This is a genomic window from Mycetocola sp. Y171 (genome assembly GCF_056713165.1).
Window position 1 is genome coordinate 1667720 of record NZ_JBWYGX010000001.1, and the last position, 17615, is coordinate 1685334.

20 protein-coding genes are annotated in these 17615 nt (G+C 66.3%); 12 read left to right on the forward strand and 8 right to left on the reverse strand.

Features of this window, described 5'->3' with window-relative positions; genetic code table 11:
* The first annotated feature begins 83 nt into the window (after window positions 1-83).
* On the forward strand, window positions 84-503 hold the full coding sequence (locus AC1M2K_RS08005; protein WP_480240553.1) for a DUF7144 family membrane protein: 420 nt from the start codon (window positions 84-86) through the stop codon (window positions 501-503).
* A gap of 21 nt (window positions 504-524) precedes the next feature.
* Here the strand turns inward: AC1M2K_RS08005 and AC1M2K_RS08010 are convergent, their stop codons facing one another.
* A complete protein-coding gene (locus AC1M2K_RS08010; protein WP_480240554.1) occupies window positions 525-1013 on the reverse strand; it encodes a heme-degrading domain-containing protein in 489 nt (162 codons plus the stop codon).
* 132 nt (window positions 1014-1145) lie between these two features.
* On the opposite strand from AC1M2K_RS08010, the gene AC1M2K_RS08015 reads away from it, so the two are divergent.
* Entirely contained in the window at window positions 1146-2018 is an 873-nt protein-coding gene (locus AC1M2K_RS08015; RefSeq protein WP_480240555.1) for an SGNH/GDSL hydrolase family protein, read from the forward strand.
* Window positions 2019-2039: 21 nt separating this feature from the next.
* On the opposite strand, the gene AC1M2K_RS08020 is transcribed toward AC1M2K_RS08015, so the two are convergent.
* From AC1M2K_RS08020 to AC1M2K_RS08030, 3 genes are read right to left on the reverse strand one after another with little or no spacing between them, the layout of a single operon-like run.
* The gene (locus tag AC1M2K_RS08020) at window positions 2040-2762 is read right to left on the reverse strand and encodes a CE1759 family FMN reductase (protein WP_480240556.1); all 723 of its coding nucleotides are present in this window, start codon (window positions 2760-2762) and stop codon (window positions 2040-2042) included.
* A complete protein-coding gene (locus AC1M2K_RS08025) occupies window positions 2759-3250 on the reverse strand; it encodes a MarR family winged helix-turn-helix transcriptional regulator (RefSeq protein WP_480240557.1) in 492 nt (163 codons plus the stop codon). Before AC1M2K_RS08025 ends, AC1M2K_RS08020 begins: the two co-directional genes overlap by 4 nt.
* On the reverse strand, window positions 3247-4434 hold the full coding sequence (locus AC1M2K_RS08030) for a CE1758 family FMN-dependent luciferase-like monooxygenase (protein WP_480238561.1): 1188 nt from the start codon (window positions 4432-4434) through the stop codon (window positions 3247-3249). The genes AC1M2K_RS08025 and AC1M2K_RS08030 overlap by 4 nt, the downstream gene beginning before the upstream one ends.
* Window positions 4435-4591: 157 nt before the next feature.
* Between AC1M2K_RS08030 and AC1M2K_RS08035 the strand changes: the two genes are divergently transcribed.
* From AC1M2K_RS08035 to AC1M2K_RS08060, 6 genes are all read left to right on the forward strand, one after another.
* Complete coding sequence (locus tag AC1M2K_RS08035; RefSeq protein WP_480240558.1) at window positions 4592-5512, forward strand: ketopantoate reductase family protein; 921 nt, start codon at window positions 4592-4594, stop codon at window positions 5510-5512.
* 66 nt (window positions 5513-5578) lie between these two features.
* The gene (locus AC1M2K_RS08040; protein WP_480240559.1) at window positions 5579-5983 is read left to right on the forward strand and encodes a TOBE domain-containing protein; all 405 of its coding nucleotides are present in this window, start codon (window positions 5579-5581) and stop codon (window positions 5981-5983) included.
* A gap of 3 nt (window positions 5984-5986) precedes the next feature.
* Entirely contained in the window at window positions 5987-6766 is a 780-nt protein-coding gene (modA, locus tag AC1M2K_RS08045) for a molybdate ABC transporter substrate-binding protein (RefSeq protein ID WP_480240560.1), read from the forward strand.
* A gap of 4 nt (window positions 6767-6770) precedes the next feature.
* On the forward strand, window positions 6771-7589 hold the full coding sequence (locus AC1M2K_RS08050; protein ID WP_480240561.1) for an ABC transporter permease: 819 nt from the start codon (window positions 6771-6773) through the stop codon (window positions 7587-7589).
* Window positions 7586-8635 carry a sulfate/molybdate ABC transporter ATP-binding protein gene (locus tag AC1M2K_RS08055; protein ID WP_480240562.1) on the forward strand — a complete coding sequence of 350 codons (1050 nt, stop codon included), beginning with the start codon at window positions 7586-7588 and terminating at the stop codon, window positions 8633-8635. The genes AC1M2K_RS08050 and AC1M2K_RS08055 overlap by 4 nt, the downstream gene beginning before the upstream one ends.
* Window positions 8636-8658: 23 nt before the next feature.
* The gene (locus AC1M2K_RS08060; protein ID WP_480238555.1) at window positions 8659-8850 is read left to right on the forward strand and encodes a hypothetical protein; all 192 of its coding nucleotides are present in this window, start codon (window positions 8659-8661) and stop codon (window positions 8848-8850) included.
* Between the two features lie 25 nt (window positions 8851-8875).
* Here AC1M2K_RS08060 and AC1M2K_RS08065 read toward each other — a convergent pair whose 3' ends face one another.
* The 3 genes from AC1M2K_RS08065 to AC1M2K_RS08075 are packed head-to-tail and all read right to left on the reverse strand — an operon-like array spanning window position 8876 to window position 12154.
* Complete coding sequence (locus tag AC1M2K_RS08065) at window positions 8876-9505, reverse strand: class I SAM-dependent methyltransferase (RefSeq protein ID WP_480240563.1); 630 nt, start codon at window positions 9503-9505, stop codon at window positions 8876-8878.
* 23 nt (window positions 9506-9528) lie between these two features.
* On the reverse strand, window positions 9529-11394 hold the full coding sequence (locus AC1M2K_RS08070; RefSeq protein ID WP_480240564.1) for a D-apionate lactonase family protein: 1866 nt from the start codon (window positions 11392-11394) through the stop codon (window positions 9529-9531).
* 7 nt (window positions 11395-11401) lie between these two features.
* Window positions 11402-12154, reverse strand: a complete 753-nt coding sequence (locus tag AC1M2K_RS08075) for an SDR family NAD(P)-dependent oxidoreductase (RefSeq protein ID WP_480240565.1) — start codon at window positions 12152-12154, stop codon at window positions 11402-11404.
* 233 nt (window positions 12155-12387) lie between these two features.
* Between AC1M2K_RS08075 and AC1M2K_RS08080 the strand changes: the two genes are divergently transcribed.
* The 4 genes from AC1M2K_RS08080 (at window position 12388) to AC1M2K_RS08095 (ending at window position 16767) form a co-directional block, all read left to right on the forward strand.
* Window positions 12388-13035: a DUF2291 family protein gene (locus AC1M2K_RS08080; RefSeq protein WP_480240566.1), complete on the forward strand. Its 648-nt coding sequence runs from the start codon at window positions 12388-12390 to the stop codon at window positions 13033-13035.
* The gene (locus tag AC1M2K_RS08085) at window positions 13032-14585 is read left to right on the forward strand and encodes a sugar ABC transporter ATP-binding protein (RefSeq protein WP_480240567.1); all 1554 of its coding nucleotides are present in this window, start codon (window positions 13032-13034) and stop codon (window positions 14583-14585) included. The genes AC1M2K_RS08080 and AC1M2K_RS08085 overlap by 4 nt, the downstream gene beginning before the upstream one ends.
* The gene (locus AC1M2K_RS08090; RefSeq protein WP_480238549.1) at window positions 14582-15715 is read left to right on the forward strand and encodes an ABC transporter permease; all 1134 of its coding nucleotides are present in this window, start codon (window positions 14582-14584) and stop codon (window positions 15713-15715) included. Before AC1M2K_RS08085 ends, AC1M2K_RS08090 begins: the two co-directional genes overlap by 4 nt.
* 65 nt (window positions 15716-15780) lie before the next feature.
* Window positions 15781-16767, forward strand: a complete 987-nt coding sequence (locus AC1M2K_RS08095) for a substrate-binding domain-containing protein (RefSeq protein ID WP_480240568.1) — start codon at window positions 15781-15783, stop codon at window positions 16765-16767.
* A 63-nt stretch (window positions 16768-16830) separates the two neighbouring features.
* Here the strand turns inward: AC1M2K_RS08095 and AC1M2K_RS08100 are convergent, their stop codons facing one another.
* Window positions 16831-17568: a FadR/GntR family transcriptional regulator gene (locus AC1M2K_RS08100; RefSeq protein WP_480238547.1), complete on the reverse strand. Its 738-nt coding sequence runs from the start codon at window positions 17566-17568 to the stop codon at window positions 16831-16833.
* Window positions 17569-17615 lie beyond the last annotated feature (47 nt).

A 17615-nucleotide genomic window follows, 5' to 3' on the forward strand; every position in this document is an offset into this window, starting at 1 on the left:
ATCGGTGCCGTTACGAGCAGTTCGGCACGTCTGCGCCGACCACGAGGCCGGCTGCAGGGCATCAATGGAAAGTGGTCGGGATCATGAGTGCTTCCTCAGGAACACAAGAGTCAACGTCGGTCGGCTGGGCCGGTTGGGCCTATTTCGCGGCGGCAATCCTCTTCGTCAACGGCATGTTCAGCACCACCCAGGGCCTCGTGCTGCTGATCGGACCGGAGAACTACCACTCGGCAAATGTGAACGGCGAACTCGTGCTGTTCAACCTGGTCGGCTGGGGATGGTGGAACCTGATTCTCGGCGTGCTTCTGATGATCGCCGCCAGCGCGCTCTTCGCCGGGGCCACGTGGGCGCGCGTCGTCGCCGTCATCTTCGCCGTCGTCAGCGCAACCCTGCAGCTCCTGCTGATTCCGGTGCAGCCGTTCTGGTCACTGATCGTCATCGCGATCGACGTCATCGTCATCTTCGCGATCGTCGTTCATGGCGACGAACTCCGCAAGGCCTGAGCCGACCCGCTGAGCTCTCGGTCAGCGCGACCCTGCAGCGAGGTACTCGGCGATCGAGTCGACGACCAGTTGGTGGTCGTCGTCCGAGGCCAGCCCGGACACGGTGATGACCGCGACGACACCGGCGCCGGCGACCCGCACGGGAAAAGCGCCGCCTGAGGTCGAATACTGGGTGGGGTCAAGCCACCCGTCGACGGACGGGTCCACCCCATTGGCGGCGAACTGCTCGCCGAGAAGTGCCGTGCTCGACTCGAACCGGAAGGCGGATGCCGACTTCCGCTGGATCCAGGCTTCCTGATCGGCGGTCGACCCGGGCAGGGCTGCCCGGAAGAGAATGAGCCCGGGGCGGCGGATGTCGATGGCGATCCGGTGGCCGGCATCGAGTCCGCGCTGAGCGATCAGCGAACCCAGCCGCCAGGCATCTGTGTTGTCGAAGGACTCGAAGACGAGTTCTTCCTCGTGCCTTCGGAGTTCTGCGATTCTGGCGGTCCGGTCTTCGTTCGTCGTCATCCCGCCAGCATCCCACAGGAGCGTCGTTCGCGAGGGGGCGGCCGGTCCGGCCATCGAGCAGCGAAGAAATTCAAACATGAGGAAAGCTCAGACCCCGTGTCTTTTCGGCCCGAAGAGGAGTAGCTTGGCGCGATGAATCGCAAAAGCCGCCACTTCGCCGACGTCGGGGTCATTGCCCTCGCTGCGTCCATCCTGACCACAGGAATTCTCCTCCCGGCAAGTGCGCAGGCCTCGCCGTCCACGACCGCCACCGCCACGACGACAACGTCCGTCACCACCTACGTTGCACTCGGTGACTCGTACGCAGCCGGACAGGGTGGAGGGGCATACGAAAACGCCTGCCTGCAAACGCCCAGCAGCTATCCCGAGTTGCTCGACGACGCGGCCGGCATCGCGCTCAAAGCCGATGTCAGTTGCAGCGGAGCGACGACGACGACCGTGCTCACCCGCCAACTCCCCGCCGTCGTCAAGGCCGTGAAGAAGACCAGGGATATCGGACTGGTCACCCTGACCGTCGGAGCGAATGACCTGGGCGTCGGCACCATCACGGCATACTGCTCTGTTTCGTTCGTCTCGCCCGAATGTCAGGCGGCCCTCAACAAGGCGTATGCGCTCCTGACCCCGCAATCGCCACGCATCCCGAGCAAGCTGGGCTTGCGACTCGCCGCGACATTCGCTGGCGTCGCGCTCGTCGCTCCGAAGGCGAAGATCCTGGTGACGGGGTACCCCTACCTCTTCGAGACGCCTCCGCCGACGGATCCGAACTACGCCGCCATCGTCCAGCTCAATACTGCGACGGCCACGATGAACGCCACCATCCAGGGCGTCGTCGGCCAGCTCGCCCGAGCGCGCGTCAACATCCACTACGTCGACGTCACCACGGCATTCGCCGGGCATGGGATCGGCAGCCCGGTGTCGTGGATTCACGCAACGGGTCCTGACGCCTATCACCCGACAGCGGCCGGCCACCAGGCGTACGCCGCTGCGCTGACAGCGGCGCGCTGACACTCGGCGCTCGCGGCGGGGCTAGCGGGAGATTCCGCCGCCCGCCGCGAGTCGCATGAGGTCGGTATCGAAATCGACATCCGACGCGGCGCGCTCTGACCGCGTCGCGTTGCCCGAGAACTGGTGCTGGTACCCGGCCCAGGCGTCGTCGGCGATCGACCGGCCGACTCCGCTGCGCAGGAACAGGAGGAGTTCGGTGGCGGCCCTTTCGATGCGGTCCCCGAGCGCTGAAGAGCCCCAATCGTCCGGCGCGGCGAACAGCCCTGTCGGCACGGGCAGGGCACGGAGGAAGGCGAAGAGTGGTCGCAGGTGCTCGTCGACGACCATGGCGTGCCTGGAGGTCCCGGCCGTTGCGGCGAGGATGACCGGTTTGGCGATGAGCAGGTCGTTGTCTAACAGGTCGGCGAACGATTTGAACAGGCCACTGATGCCGGCTTTGTACACAGGGGTGCTGGCGATCACGGCGTCTGCGGAGGCAAGGCGTTCGATCGCCGCCTGCACCCGCTCGTTGGGGAAACCCGAGACGATGGCCTGGGCGATATCGACCGCGAGCGGACCGAGTTCGATGACGCCGACGGATGCCTGAATCCCACCTTCGCGCAGCAGGTCGAGTGTCTTCTGCGCGGTGCGATCGGCGAGCAGGCGAGTGGATGACGGGTCGCTGACCCCCGCGCTGACCACGACCAGACGCACCGGGGTGCCGTCTGTCGTCGTCTCGAGCGCGATGGACTGGCCGATGGTCATGAGAATGTCCTTTCAATGGCTGCACGCTGCACGTCGGCGGCGGTTCCACTCGCACCGGCGAGAAGGGTCAGGCTGAGGTCGCGGAGTGTGATCAGTTGGTCGGTGTCGAGGGCGCGGGTCATCGCCCCGGCGATCGTGCCGGTCAGCGCACGGCCGACGAGCCGCTGGCTGGCGACGCCGTCTGCGGTAAGGCGGATGCGACGCGCGCGCGCGTCTGCGACATCGCCACGTCGTTCGACGAGTCCGCGCTCTTCGAGGCGTGCGATGAGCCGGGACATCCCGGGCTGGGTGAGGAGCACGTCGTCACCCAGCTCGGTGATCCTGAGCCCGTCAGGTGCGGTGGAGAGCGCGTGGAGCACGGCATACTCCTTCGGCTGCAGGCCGTGCCAGATGTCGGACTCGCTGAACTCCTGCGCGAGGGTGGCCTGGGCGCGGAAGTACGCCTCCCAGGCTTCGTTGGCGAGGCGTTTGTCGCTGATCACCCTCACACCGCCAGCGGGAACGACGCCCGCACATCGGCCGGGCTGTCCTGATAGGGCGAGGCGCCGGAGAGGTTGTCGCCGCGGTTCGGGTTCGGGCGGGGCTGTCGGGGCTCTGCGTCACCGTACTTCTCGGTGATGAGGCTGGAATGGGTCGGGGCATCGGATGCTCCGGCTGCGCGCCTGGACGCCATCTCCTTGCGCAACACTGGCACGACTTCGGTGCCGAGCAGCTCGACCTGCTCCAGCGCCATCTCCAGGGGAAGCGCGAGTCCGTCGACGGCGAAGAGTTGGCGCTGGTAGTCGCCGAAGCCCTCCTGGAAGGTCAGCGTCTTGTCGATGACCTCCTGGGGGCTGCCGACCGTCAACGGTGTGCGGGACATGTAGTCGTCGAGTGAGCTGCCCCTGAACACCGGGTAGTTCTCGAAATACGGTCGGAATGTCCTCACGGCATCCTGCGAACGTCTGGCGATGAACGCCTGACCACCGAGGCCGACGATCGCCTGCTCCTTCGTCCCGTGGCCGTAGTGCTCAAAGCGTTCGCGGTAGAAGTCGACCAGCGGCTTGAAGTGCAGGTTCGGGGCGAGGATGTGATTGGCGAAGTATCCGTTGCCGTAGTACGCGGCCTGTTCGGCGATCTCCGGCGTGCGGATGGAGCCGTGCCAGACGAACGGCGGGACGTCGTCGAGTGGACGGGGAGTGGAGGTGAAGCCCTGCAGCGGGGTGCGGAACGTTCCTTCCCAGTCCACGACATCCTCCCGCCACAGGCGGTGGAGCAGGTTGTAGTTCTCCAACGCGAGGGCGACGCCCTGTCGGATGTCCTTGCCGAACCAGGGGTAGACCGGGACGGTGTTGCCGCGGCCGACCATGAGGTCGAGCCTGCCTTTGGCCACGTGCTGCAGCATGGCGTAGTCCTCGGCGATCTTGACCGGGTCGTTCGTCGTCATCAGGGTGACAGAGGTGCTCAACATGATCTGCTTGGTCAGCGCGGCGATGTGGCCGAGAAGCGTCGTGGGGGATGAAGGGACGAAGGGGGGATTGTGGTGCTCCCCGATGGCGAACACATCCAACCCGACCTCATCGGCGCGTTGCGCGACGCGAACGATGTTGCTGATGCGCTCAGCCTCGCTCTGCGTGTAACCGGTGGTCGGGTCAGGGGCGATGTCGCCGACGGTGAAGATTCCGAACTGCATTGTGTCCGCCTTTCTGCGGTGTCTCACCGAAGTCAAACAACATGACTGCGCATGTATTCCCATCGCTGTGCACGTGGCCACCGGCATCCGTCTTCGCGTGTCGTGCTGGGATACTGAGGGCTGGACCGACCTTCCTCCCCACCACCGAATCGAGCGAATGATGCGTGTACTCATGGCTGGAGCCGGCGCGACCGGCGGAGCGTTCGGAACCCGACTCCAGGAGGCCGGCCGCGAGGTCACCTACCTGGTCCGCCCGAATCGTGCCGCCGCTCTTCGCGACCACGGCCTGACGTTCGACGCGCCGGACGGCAAACGGATGAATCCCGTGCGGGTGATCACCGCCGCCGAGGTGTCGGAGCCGTTCGACATCGTCATCGTCGCGGTGAAGTCCAACGGATTCCCGGCTGTGATCGACGACATCGCACCGGTGGTCGGGGACGACACGTTCGTCATTCCGTTCCTCAACGGCATGGCCCATATCGACCAGCTGCAGGCGAGGTTCGGCGATCGCGTCCTCGGCGGGCTCGTCAAGATCGTGGCGACGGTGCGGGGCGATGAGATCGTGCAGATGACCCCGCTCGCGACCATGACGCTTGGCCCGCTCGGTGAGCGCCCCGAGAACTTCGATGCCGTCATGGACGTGATGCGTGTGCAGGGAATCGAGGTCACGGAGTCACACGATGTGGTCGGAGCGCTCTGGGCCAAATGGGCGTTCATCGCCGCGGCCGGAGTCGTGAGCTGCCTGTTCCGTGGCTCGGTGGGCGACGTCATCGAGGCCGGCGGACTGGGCTACATTCACGCTGCGATCGATGAGACGGAAGCGGTCGCGGCGGCAGCCGGGCATCCGGTGAGTTCGAGCGCGCACGAGCAGGCGGTCGGGCTGCTGACAGAGCCGGGCTCCTCGTTCACGTCGTCGCTGTACCGCGACGCGGCTGCCGGCAACCCGACGGAAACCGAGCACATTCTCGGCGACTACGCGTTCCGCGCGGCGGCACGGGGAATCGATACCCCGTTGCTTGACCTCACGCTGGTCCAACTCCGTGCAGGCGAGATCGCCCGCATTCGCGGCTCGATCTGAGTCGAAGCCGCTGATGCGTCACCGGTACGCTCCTTTCTCCGCGAATGCGGCGATAGCATGAGTCCTATGTCGCAGATAAGCGTGAAAAATGCAGCACTATATCTCGGTGTGAGCGATGACACCGTCCGTCGGTGGATCGACAACGAGCTGCTTTCGAGTGGCAAGGACGAGTCAGGTCGGACAGTCGTCGACGGCCTCGAGCTGGCGCACCTCGCGCGCAAGAATGCCGTCCTGCCCGCTGATCCTTCAGAAATCGGTCGGTCGGCACGCAACAGGTTCGTCGGGCTGGTCACCGACATCGTCGTCGACACAGTCATGGCGCAGGTCGAGCTGCAGTGCGGCCCGCACCGCGTCGTCTCCCTGATGAGCAGCGAGGCCGTGCGGGAACTCGGGCTGGAGCTCGGGTCGGTGGCCATCGCGGTGGTGAAGGCGACGACGGTCATGGTGGAGACCCCCGGGGGGAAGGTCTAGCGGATGCGCCGGAAGGTTCCCGGAGTCCTGCTCGCTGCGGCCGTCGCTGTCGGGCTCGGCGCCTGCTCGAGCGGTGAACCGTCACCACGACACCCTGACGATGCTCTTTCCGGCTCGATCACCGTGTTCGCGGCTGCATCGCTCACGTCGACATTCACCGAACTGGCTGCCGAATTCGAGAACGCACACCCCGGGGCATCCGTCGATCTCAACGTCGCCGGCTCGGCAGACCTGGCCACGCAGATCATCGAGGGTGCGCCCGCCGACGTGTTCGCCTCCGCCGACGGGAAGAACATGGCGAGGCTGACCGAGGAGAACCTCCTCGACGGCGAGCCCACCGACTTCGCGACCAACGTCCTCCAGATCGCGGTCCCTCCGGAGAACCCCGCAGGTATCGAGACGTTCGCCGACCTCGCCGACGCCGACGTGCGGCTGGTCGTCTGTGCTCCCGAGGTCCCGTGCGGTGCTGCGACCGTGACGGTCGAGGAAGCGACGGGTGTCGTGCTGAGGCCCGTCAGCGAGGAGTCGTCTGTGACTGATGTGCTCGGCAAGGTCACTTCGGGTGAGGCGGACGCCGGCCTCGTGTACGTCACGGATGTCATCGCAGCCGGTGATGCGGTGAAAGGCATCGAGTTCGACGGGGCGGGTGAGGCGGTGAACACCTACCCGATCGCCACGCTGACGGCATCCGGGGCTGCGGACGTGGCTGAGGCGTTCGTCGCATTCATCACAGGGGATGCCGGACGGTCCGTGTTCGAAGCAGCCGGATTCGGCAGGCCATGACATCGTGAAACCGGGCCAGACAGCATTCGCGGGTGTTCCGCGCTGGATTGCGGCGGTCGCCGCCGTCGGCGCTCTCTTCCTCGTGCTGCCGCTGATCGCGATGGTCACCCGGGTGAACTGGGCCGAGTTCGTCCCGCTGATCACGTCGGAGTCGTCGATCGCCGCACTCTGGCTGAGTCTTCGCACGTCGGTCGCTGCCACCCTGCTGTGCGTCGTCTTTGGAGTGCCGCTGGCGCTCGCGCTGGCACGGGCACGATTCCCCGGACAGAAGGTGCTGCGGTCACTGGTGCTCCTGCCGCTGGTGCTTCCGCCGGTGGTCGGCGGAATCGCCCTGCTGTACACCTTCGGCAGACGGGGACTCCTCGGGTCGAGCCTCGAGTTCCTCGGCATCGACATCGCGTTCTCGACTACGGCCGTGGTTCTCGCGCAGACCTTCGTGGCGCTGCCCTTCCTGGTGCTCAGCCTCGAAGGGGCGCTGAGAACGGTCGGGACGAGGTTCGAAGGGATCGCGGCGACCCTCGGCGCGAAACCCACCACCGTCCTGCGGCGGATCACCCTTCCGCTGGTCACCCCGGCGCTCGTCTCCGGCGCCGTCCTGTCGTTCGCCAGGGCGCTCGGCGAATTCGGCGCCACCCTCGCATTCGCGGGGAGCCTGCAGGGCACCACCCGGACGCTCCCGCTGGAGATCTACCTCCAGCGCGAGATCGACCCTGATGTCGCGGTGGCCCTCGCTCTCGTCCTCGTCGTCGTGGCCGTCCTCGTCGTGAGTTTCGCCCACCAAGCCAGCAGCCTTTCGCTGGTCGGACGGGGTGGACCCCGATGAGCTTCACCTTCTCAGCGGCCGTGCCCGAGCGGCGATTCCGGATGTCCCTCGGCGTGGAACCCGGGGAGACCGTCGCGATCCTCGGACCCAACGGTGCAGGCAAATCGACGCTGCTGAACGTCATCGCCGGGTTGCTCCGCCCCGAGAGGGGTCGCGCAGAACTCGACGGACGCGTCCTGTTCGATCTCGATGCCGGCAGCAGGAACGTGTGGACTCCTCCCCACGGCCGCGGTGTCTCGATGCTTGCCCAGGACGCCGACCTCTTCCCTCACCTGACCGTGCTCGAGAACGTCGCTTTCGGTGCTCGCAGCAAGGGGATGCACCGTGCCGCCGCGCAGGATCTCGCTCGACACTGGCTGACGGAAGTCGACGGCCTGGAGTTCGCGGACCGCAGACCGGGCGAACTCTCCGGAGGACAAGCCCAGCGCGTCGCCGTCGCCCGCGCTCTCGCCTCGGAGCCCGAGCTTCTGCTCCTGGACGAACCGATGGCCGCTCTCGACATTTCGGTCGCGCCCGCGCTCCGTCGAATGCTGGCGCGCGTGCTCCGCGACCGCACAGCCATCCTCGTCACCCACGACATCCTCGACGCACTCATGCTCGCCGACCGTGTCTACGTCCTCGCGGACGGTGCGGTCGTCGAACACGGACCGACCCGCGACACCCTCGATCGACCGCGTACCGCCTTCACGGCCCACCTTGCCGCCCTGAATCTGCTTCACGGGGTGCGCACAGCCACCGGGATGACCACCGACTCGGGCATCGACATCCTCACCACCGGGCCGAGCGTCGCAGCTCACGGGTCACGGGTCGCCGCGACTGTTCGTCCGTCGGCCGTGCGGGTATCCCTCGGTCGATCGGATCAAGCAGACAACCGGATCGGCGGGACTGTGATCGACATGGAACCTCGCGGCGACGTCATTCGTGTTCGGTCGGAGATCATCTCGGCAGACCTCACACCTGCGGCCGTCGCGGATGCGGGAATCGAGACAGGCACGACGGTCTACTTTTCATTCGACAGAGGCTCCGTGACCATCTACCCGGCCTAGCCCAGGACTGGCAGACTGCCCCCATGAGCATTGAACAGTGGTGGCAGGCACTACGCGCTTCGACCAGGGAGTGGCTGATCGCGAACAACGGTGAAGCCGTCACCCCCGAGATACGTGCCGAGATCGAAAGCGCTGGCGGCACGGTCGACGGCATCCACCTCTCCGACAAGGAGTCCGACTGGATCGAGGCCGTCGCCAACGACGAGTCGCCCTGACTCCGCACGGATCGCGGGCAACCGTTCAGGAAGTCCGCGTCGCCCGCACGATGACGTCATTCAGGGTCCGCCCCGTGTGCGTGCCAGTGCTCCGCGTGCGCTCTTCGGCCGTGTCGATGCGCCACGAACCGGAGTCGAGGCCGCGGATGATGTTCTCGAGCGTCGCTGTTGCTTTCTCAGGAGGATGATGATCGGCTTCCGTGGAGTCGGGGACGTGGAGGTGCCCGACGATCAACAGCGTTCCACCTAGGGCCACCCACTCCGCGATGCGCTCGTAGAACTTCAGTTGAGGGATCGTCGGATGCGCGTAGTTGGTCGTCACGAGATCGAACCGCTTGGCCGGCTCCCAGACGGTCAGATCCGCCTCGATCCAGGTCACGCGGTCGGTGACCGACGCCGCTTCGGCGCGCTCGGATGCCTGGGCGAGCGCGCTCGACGAGATGTCTGCTGCGCTCACCTGCCAGCCTCGCCCGGCCAGCCAGATGGCTTCCGCGCCGGCGCCGCATCCGGCATCCAGCGCCGTGCCCGGTTCGAGGCCGCGCGTCTCCTCAACGAGGTACGGGTTCGGTGCGCTTCCGCGCAGGTTGGAACCCGACGCGTCCTGGGACTCCTCCCAGTGCCGTTCCCAATAGTCCTTCTCGAAGCTGTGCGTCATCGGCTCACCTTCTCCGTCCGTCATCATGGCCCGGCTCTGAAGGATACGCGCTGGACCGCACCGGGCCCGAGCGCGAACGCGTCCACTCCGTCGATCGCCACCGTCAGTGCGACGTCGCCGAGGTTTCCGACGATGCCCGTCGAGTCGTCCTCGAGGTTGCCCGCCTTCGAGATGGCCAGCCCGACGATCGCCGGATGGGCGGACTCGAGCGGGGCGACCGCGCCGCCGGAGAGTTCCGCGATCCACCCGAGCACCTCCGCAGCCGGGGTCCTCCGGCCGTCCGCGTCGGAGAGTCCGCGACGTCCGGATGCTTCGAAGTACGACACGGATGCCACCCCATCGACGGCAAGCGCGGCGACACTTGCGAGAACCCACGCTCCGAGTGACCGTGCGGCCTGCCGGATGTCGGTGGCCCCATCGACCAGCTCGGGCCCGAATCCCTCGTCGAGGGTGTCGGACCGGGGCACAGGGGGAGCGGATGTTGCGACGGCGTTGAATCGCGCTCCGAGCGTGATCGGGCCGACGTGCACCGGACGGCCATCCGCAATCGCCAGCGCTTCGCCCACGACGAGTCGCTGCATCGCCAGGGACTCGACGAGCTGATGCCCTGCCCTGTCGTGCATGAACGGCGTGATGCTGAACGTCAGCGGGCCGTCCCACTCCGTCAGCCGCGAGTGGTTCCGGTTGAGTTCGGTGAAATGCGCGCGGGTGCCGCAGAGCAGCTCAGTTGGGATCCCACGATCGTCGAGTCGCTTCCGGACGTCTGCCAGGAGCCCTGCTTCTGAGAGATGGGTTCGCCGGTCGAAGACGCCGATCCTGGCGGTCGCCACGCCGGCGCCGAGGAGTCGGTCGAGCACGGGCTCGATCTCCCGGGGGTGCCCGACGATGAGCCGCAGGTCGAGCGGCCGCCCTCCGGATTCGATCGCCGCGCGGTCGAGGACTGCGCTCCAGTTGGCCGTGGCAGGATCCAGCTCGCAGAGCAGCGGCCCGAACGCCGCGGGGATCGGCGCGCCCGTGGCTGGTCCGCTCGATACGGATGTCGTGATCGCCGGTAGTCGCACCGTGGCATCCGGTGGTCCGAACGTCGCCCGAGCGTGTGCGGGGCTCTCCGTTACGCCGTCGTTGGTTGGGCTGTCGGCCGGATCGGCGCTCGTGCACTGCAGCTCGACCGCCTGCTCGACGACCGTTCCCGGTTCGAGATCGACCGGGAACGGGATCGACAGCGGTGTCGAGTAGGTCTTGTAGGAGGCGTCGGTCCAGTTGCGCTGGTCTTCCATCTCGAAGACGTCACCCGAGAAACGGAGAACGCTGTCGACGGCTGGCCCGTGGTCGCCAGCACCGGCCCGCCACGACAGCGCGGTGATGTCCTGCGCCGGCTGATGGGGGGAGATGTGCTCCGGGAACACCGTCGTGGTTGCCGAGCCGTCAAGGTGGTCGACGCCGAACGAGCGACCGGCCAGCTGTGGCGGGTGCAGCACGATGAGGCCGAGCCGGTTGCGCCGGAAACGGCTGGTCGCCTCCACCCGCGCAGCCACCTGAAGTGTGCCATCGTCGATCCGCACCGAAAGGGTCCAGGAGCAGACTCCGACTCCATCCCCGGCACGCCCACGCAGGGTGAGCACGGATCCGGTGCCGAGGCCGCGTGGGGGTTCTGCGCCGTCCAGCTGCAACGGCAGGGTGCCCCAGTCCTCGTCGCGCACGATGAGACGGATGCTTCGGAGGACGGGGACACCGTCGTAGGTGATGTCGTCGAGCTCGGCACCGCGAAGAGACAGCGACCACCGACCGTGAACGAGTGTGGTCTCCCCGGCCTCCCGGGCGAGGAGGAGGTCCGTCGGCGGCCGGACGCTTCCGGTCCAGGATGGTTTCGCTGACGATTTCATGGACATGGTGGGCCTACAGGGAAGTCATGCCGCCGTCGACGCGGAAGATCGCGCCGGTGGCGAACGTGGACTCATCGCTGGCGAGATAGACCATGATCCCTTCGACATCTTCTGCCCGGCCGGCGCGGCCGACCGGGATACGGGACACGATGGCAGCGCGTGCTTCGGCGTTCCCCGAGATCGCGGTGACCAGCGGGGTCTCGGTGTACCCGGGGACCACGGTGTTCACGCGGATGCCCTCGGCGGCATATGCGGCGGCGACGGTGCGGCCCATCCCGTGGATGCCCGCTTTGGAGGACGAGTACGCCGTGAAGTCCCTGCCCTCGCCGTTCAGACCGGTCGGGCTTCCGGTGAGGATGATCGAACCGCCGCGACCGAGCATGGCCCGCACCGCGTGCTTGACCGTGAGGAACGTGCCGGTGAGGTTCACATCGATCGTGCGTTTCCAGGCCTCGAGCGAGAGGTCGGCGATCGGGGCATCGTGGCCGAACAGCTGCACGCCGGCATTGGCCACGACCACGTCGGGGATGTTGCCCGTTCTCGCGAGCTCCGCGAAGCCTGCTTCGACACTCGACTCGTCGGAGATGTCGAGCTCAAGCGCGATCGACCCGGGGATCGCCGAGGCGACGGCCCTTGCGGCGTCACGGTCGCGATCAGAGATGACGGCAACCGCGCCCTCCCGGGCGAATCGCTCTGCGACCGATCGACCGATTCCCGACCCTGCCCCGGTCACGAGCGTCGTCTTGCCGTGTAGTCGTCCAGTCACTTGTCCATCTCCTTTGATCGAGACCCGTGTGGCCTGTGCCGGGTGCGCCGGCGGGCTCTGCACGCATCACAGACATATTACGAGGAAAAGAGACAAACCGGTTGACCAAAACCGGTGGAGTGGTACAGGATGGGCACGCCCGTCCATGAAATCGATATAACGCAGCACCTCAGAACCGCCGACGACACTGTCGCCGACGCCCTCGATGTGCCTGACCCGCAAAGGAGCGGTCGATGACCCTCTCAGCACCGCGACGCCGACTGTTCGTAAAGCTCACCGGGGCGGTGATCGCGCTGGTCGTCGTCGGAGCGGCGATCGCCAGCACCAGGGTGCTCTCGATCGAGGAGTCGGCTGAGGCGTCCCAGGCCGGCGCATTCGAACCGGCCGACTACGCCGCCGAGCATTTCGACGAGGACATCGCCCAGACGATCACCGACGAGGCTGTCGACCTGTCCACCCTTCTCGGCGATCTGGCCGGCGGCGCAGACGAAGCCGAATTCGGTCACTCCGCCGGGTCATCGAGCGCCTATTCCTTCCCGGTCACGTTCACGGGAGTCGCGGGGGCGCCCAACGGGTCGATCCTCCCGGTCACCGTCGAAGGGCTCCCCGAGGGCGTCATCGTCCAGGTGCAGATCGGCCCGGCCATCAACGGCACGGCGATCCGGGATGCCACGGGCACCGTCAACTTCAACGACTTCACCAACCAGCTCGAGTTCCAGGAGGTCGCGACCGAGCTCAACACTCTCGTCAAGGAGCAGGTGCTGGCCGATGTGGACCCGGCGACGCTCGAGGGCAAGACGGTCACGGTCACCGGCGCGTTCACCCGGGTCAATCCGGCTCTCGTCTCGGTCGTTCCCGTCGAGTTCGGGGTGGAACAGTGAGTGACACCGATGACGTCGTGATGCGCGCCATCGGCATCACGAAGAGCTATGGAGCGACCCGCGCGCTGAAGGGCGTCGACTTTTCGATCCGCAAGGGCACGGTCACCGTGCTGTTCGGCGAAAACGGTGCTGGGAAGTCCACGTTGATGAAGATTCTGAGCGGCGTTGAGTCGCCGACGTCCGGCACTCTCGAACTGGACGGCGAACCGCTGCAGCTCCGGGACACCGTCGACGCGGCATCCCGTGGCATCGCGATCATCCACCAGGAACTGAGCCTCGCACCGAATCTCAATGTGCGGGACAACATTTACATGGGTCGCGAAGAGGCGCGTGGGGGCATTCTCATCGACTACGCCGCGGAGAACGCCACCACCGTGCGGCTGATGGAGCGCCTCGAAGAGCGGCTCGATCCGAAAACACTCGTCGGTGACCTGCGCCTCGGACAGCAGCAGATCGTCGAGATCGCCCGCGCACTCGCCGGCAACGCCCGTGTGCTCATCATGGACGAACCGACATCGGCGTTGAGCGGCAGCGAAGTCGAGGTCCTGTTCAAGCTCATCCGCGAACTGACGGCCGAGAATGTGGCGATCGTCTACATCTCCCACCACCTCGAAGAGGCGCTGGAGATCGCCGACCACGCCGTGGTCTTCCGCGACGGCGACCTCGTCGCCATCGGAGACAGGAACGAAATCGACCTCAGCTGGGTCATCTCCAACATGGTCGGCCGCGATGTCGGCGACCTGTCGCCTGATCTCCTCGGAGAGTTCGGCGAGCCCGTGCTGTCGCTCGAGAACATCGTGATCGCGGATCCGTCCAACCCGGCTCGACTCGCCGTCGACGACCTCTCGCTCGAGGTCCGGGCCGGAGAAGTCGTCTGCCTCTACGGGCTCATGGGTGCCGGTCGGACGGAACTCCTGGAGGCCCTTGCCGGCCGCATCCCGATCCAGTCGGGAACGGTGAAGCTCAAGGGCGAGGTGCTGGACAGGGAATCGGTGGCCGAGCGGATCGGGCTCGGTCTCGCGCTCGTTCCCGAGGACCGACAGCGTGACGGTCTCGTGCAGACCATGTCGGTGGGGGAGAACGCGTCACTCGCGAACCTGCTCGCCTTCGCGAAAGGCATCGTGCTCAACCGGCGCAGTGAACGCGCCAGCATCGACAAGGCCGTCGCCGACGTCAAGGTCAAGACCTCAGGACCCGGCGCAGCCATCTCCTCGCTGTCCGGCGGCAATCAGCAGAAGGTCGTGATCTCGAAGATCCTGATGACCGAACCGGACGTCATCCTCCTCGACGAGCCCTCCCGCGGGATCGACGTCGGGGCGAAGGCCGAGATCTTCGGGCTCATGGCCCGCGAAGCGAAACGCGGACTCGGGGTCCTTTTCGCGACCTCAGAAGTCGGAGAGGCCCTCGGCGTCTCCAACCGGGTGATCGTGCTCTCCAAGGGGCGCATCGTCGGCGAGTTCGACCCGAAACACACCGACCGCGAGGGCCTCATGGTCGCCTCCGGCGAATCAACCGAAGCTGCGGAACCAGAGAATGGACTCGTGAAGTGACTGCAACGAACACGGGCGTGCGCCCGTCCACGAACGGCCGGGGCCCCGACAACGGCAAGGCGGGGTCGGAGAAGCGGCAGATCGACTACCTCGGGATCCTCCTGGAGGGGCGTGCGTTCATCGCCCTCATCGTGCTGATCATCATCTTCGCGCTGCTCTCCGACTCGTTCCTGACGTTCAACAACCTGCTCACGATGACGAAGCACGTGGCGTACAACGCGATCCTCGCGCTCGGCATGCTCTTCGTCATCCTGAAGGGCGGCATCGACCTCTCCGTCGGCTCGACCGTCGGTCTCTCCGGAGTGGTGGCCGGTGTCTTGCTCCAGGGCTGGCAGCTCGAGATCCTCGGTGTCGTCGTCTACCCGCCGGTCTGGGTCGTGGTTCTCTGCTCGCTCGCCGTCGGCACCCTGGTCGGCTACGTGAACGGCCTTCTGGTGACGAAGTTCAACGTCGCCCCGTTCATCGCCACACTGGGCATGTTGTACGTCGCCCGTGGGGCCGCGCTCCTCATCTCGAACGGTTCGACCTATCCGCGGCTGGGCGGTGAGGAATCGCTCGGGAACACCGGATTCGGGCTCATCGGCGGGGGGCGCCTCCTCGGCATCCCGACCGCGATCTGGATCATGGTGGTGTTCGCGCTTGTGGCCGCTTTCGTCCTCACGAGGACGCCGTTCGGCCGCTGGGTGTACGCCACCGGTGGGAACGAGCGCGCCGCAGAACTCTCCGGAGTCCCCGTCCGAAAGGTCAAACTGCGGGTCTACATGATCAGCGGCTTCTGCGCCGCGACGACCGGGCTCATCATCTCGTCCGAACTGACCAGCGCGGCGCCACAGCTCGGAGAATCCTTCGAGCTCAACGCCATCGCCGCGGTCGTCATCGGTGGCGCAGCGCTCACCGGAGGGCGGGGCAACGTTCGTGGCGTCCTCATCGGAGCGTTCGTCATCGGGTTCCTCAGCGACGGTCTCGTGATCGTCGGAGTCTCCACGTTCTGGCAGATCACGATCAAGGGCGCCGTCATCATCCTCGCGGTGATGCTCGACCAGGCACAGCAACGCATCAAGCGGTCGAAGAACGCTGCGCTCGCAGCCAGCTCCCACAGCGACCCGGCGCCGGCTACCACCGCCACCTGAATTTCCTCCATCCCACCGCGATGTCAGCACCGCGGCACACCAAGAAAACGAAAGGCATCCAAGCAATGAAGCGACAGATACTCGCTGCGACAGTCGCAGCGTTCACCATCGTCGGCCTGGTCGGCTGTGCGGGGGCCTCCGGCGGCTCAGGCTCAGGAGACTCAGACAGCGGCTCAGACGAGGCCGGCGGCCTCATCTCGATCATCACTCCTGCGCAGGAGAACCCCTTCTTCAAAGCCGAAGCGGATGCCGCCAAGGCGGAGGCGGAGAAGCTCGGTTACGAGACCTCCGTCGCCTCACACGATGACGACCCGAACAAGCAGAGTGAGCTCATCGACTCAGCGATCAGCAAGGGTGCGAAGGCGATCATCCTCGACAACGCGGGCGCCGACGCATCCATCGGCCCGATCAAGAAGGCCGAGGAGGCCGGCGTTCCCGTCTTCCTCATCGACCGTGAGATCAACGAGAACGGAATCGCGAAGGCGCAGATCGTCGCGAACAACGCGCAGGGCGCTGCAGCGGTCGCCGAGTCCTTCGTCGCCGCTCTTCCCGACGGCGGAAAGTACATCGAGCTCACCGGCAAGGAGTCCGACACCAACGCGGGAGTGCGCTCCGAAGCCTTCGCGAGCGTCATCTCCCAGTACCTCAACCTGGTCCCAGCGGCCAAGGAAACCGCGAACTGGAGCCAGGACGAGGCCTTCTCGAAGGTGGAGACGCTGCTCCAGCGCGACCCTGACATCCAGGGCATCATCGCCGGCAACGACACCATGGCGCTCGGCGCCGTCGCCGCCGTCGAGGCCGCAGGGCTGCTCGACAAGATCAAGATCGTCGGTTTCGACGGCAGCCCCGACGCCGTGCAGGCGATCAAGGACGGCAAGCTTGTCGCCACGGGACTGCAGCCGGCCGTGCTCATCTCCCAGCTGGCCGTCCAGCAGGCGGACGAGTTCATCCGCACAGGTGAGACAGGCGCCGAAGAGAAGCAGTCGATCGACTGCATCGTGATCGACTCCACGAACGCCGAGAAGTACACGAGCTTCGCGATCGAAGAGTAAGCGCACGAAGGCGATCGGCGGGTCCGCTTTCGCGGGCCCGCCGATTTCGTGTTCCCGTCGTGCCTACGGCGTCATCGACCGGGAGAGCCTGGCGCCTGCGGTGTTCATGTGAACGGCCATGGCAGATGCTGCGGCATCCGGATCCCGCGTCGCGATCGCCGCATACACGGCGGCATGCTCCTGGATGGCAGCGGCGGCCTCTTCCGGTTGTTGAACCGCACGGTCCACCCAGACGCGCAGGAGGGACCGGATGCTTTGCAGGAGTTCGAGCAGCACGGTGTTGTTGATGCTTCGCGCGAGCTCGGAGTGGAACTGGAGGTCGGCCTCGACGAAGGCGCCGAGGTCGTCGATGTTGGCCCGCATCCCGGCGAGGTGCGAGCCGAGTCTCTCGAGCGCCTGATCGGAGATCCGGGATGCCGCCAGCCGGGCTGCGTAGATCTCCAGCGCTCCCCGCACCTCGATCAGCTCGATGGTGCGCGGCTCGCCGAGCATCAGACCCCAGCTGAGGGTCTGGGGGAGGAGTTCGCTGGTGGCTCCCCTCAGGTACGTCCCCGAACCTGGCCGCACCTCGACGATGCCGAGGATCTCGAGTGCGGCGAGTGCCTCGCGCACTGCGGACCGTCCGACACCCAGCGTGGAGGCGAGCTGGCGCTCCGGAGGGAGGCGCGTTCCAGGCTCGATATCGCCCTTGGTGAAGATCTCCAGGAGTCGTTTCGCCACCGCGGAGACCGGGGTGCCGCCGGTCAGGCTGCCGATTGATGCAGCGATGTCTGACGAGGCGTCATTCGGGTATGCGGGCATGGCTCAAAGGTACAAGATCTGGCCCGAAAAACATGTCCACCGGTTGA

Excerpts from the sequence above, each read along its gene's own strand:
- AC1M2K_RS08080 (WP_480240566.1), top strand. The coding sequence starts at position 12,388 with ATGACCCTCTCAGCACCGCGACGCCGACTGTTCGTAAAGCTCACCGGG.
- AC1M2K_RS08100 (WP_480238547.1), bottom strand. The coding sequence starts at position 17,568 with ATGCCCGCATACCCGAATGACGCCTCGTCAGACATCGCTGCATCAATC.
- AC1M2K_RS08095 (WP_480240568.1), top strand. The coding sequence starts at position 15,781 with ATGAAGCGACAGATACTCGCTGCGACAGTCGCAGCGTTCACCATCGTC.
- AC1M2K_RS08020 (WP_480240556.1), bottom strand. The coding sequence starts at position 2,762 with ATGACCATCGGCCAGTCCATCGCGCTCGAGACGACGACAGACGGCACC.
- AC1M2K_RS08005 (WP_480240553.1), top strand. The coding sequence starts at position 84 with ATGAGTGCTTCCTCAGGAACACAAGAGTCAACGTCGGTCGGCTGGGCC.
- AC1M2K_RS08040 (WP_480240559.1), top strand. The coding sequence starts at position 5,579 with ATGTCGCAGATAAGCGTGAAAAATGCAGCACTATATCTCGGTGTGAGC.
- AC1M2K_RS08065 (WP_480240563.1), bottom strand. The coding sequence starts at position 9,505 with ATGACGCACAGCTTCGAGAAGGACTATTGGGAACGGCACTGGGAGGAG.
- AC1M2K_RS08055 (WP_480240562.1), top strand. The coding sequence starts at position 7,586 with ATGAGCTTCACCTTCTCAGCGGCCGTGCCCGAGCGGCGATTCCGGATG.
- AC1M2K_RS08070 (WP_480240564.1), bottom strand. The coding sequence starts at position 11,394 with ATGTCCATGAAATCGTCAGCGAAACCATCCTGGACCGGAAGCGTCCGG.
- AC1M2K_RS08015 (WP_480240555.1), top strand. The coding sequence starts at position 1,146 with ATGAATCGCAAAAGCCGCCACTTCGCCGACGTCGGGGTCATTGCCCTC.
- AC1M2K_RS08060 (WP_480238555.1), top strand. The coding sequence starts at position 8,659 with ATGAGCATTGAACAGTGGTGGCAGGCACTACGCGCTTCGACCAGGGAG.
- AC1M2K_RS08030 (WP_480238561.1), bottom strand. The coding sequence starts at position 4,434 with ATGCAGTTCGGAATCTTCACCGTCGGCGACATCGCCCCTGACCCGACC.
- AC1M2K_RS08035 (WP_480240558.1), top strand. The coding sequence starts at position 4,592 with ATGATGCGTGTACTCATGGCTGGAGCCGGCGCGACCGGCGGAGCGTTC.
- modA (WP_480240560.1), top strand. The coding sequence starts at position 5,987 with ATGCGCCGGAAGGTTCCCGGAGTCCTGCTCGCTGCGGCCGTCGCTGTC.
- AC1M2K_RS08010 (WP_480240554.1), bottom strand. The coding sequence starts at position 1,013 with ATGACGACGAACGAAGACCGGACCGCCAGAATCGCAGAACTCCGAAGG.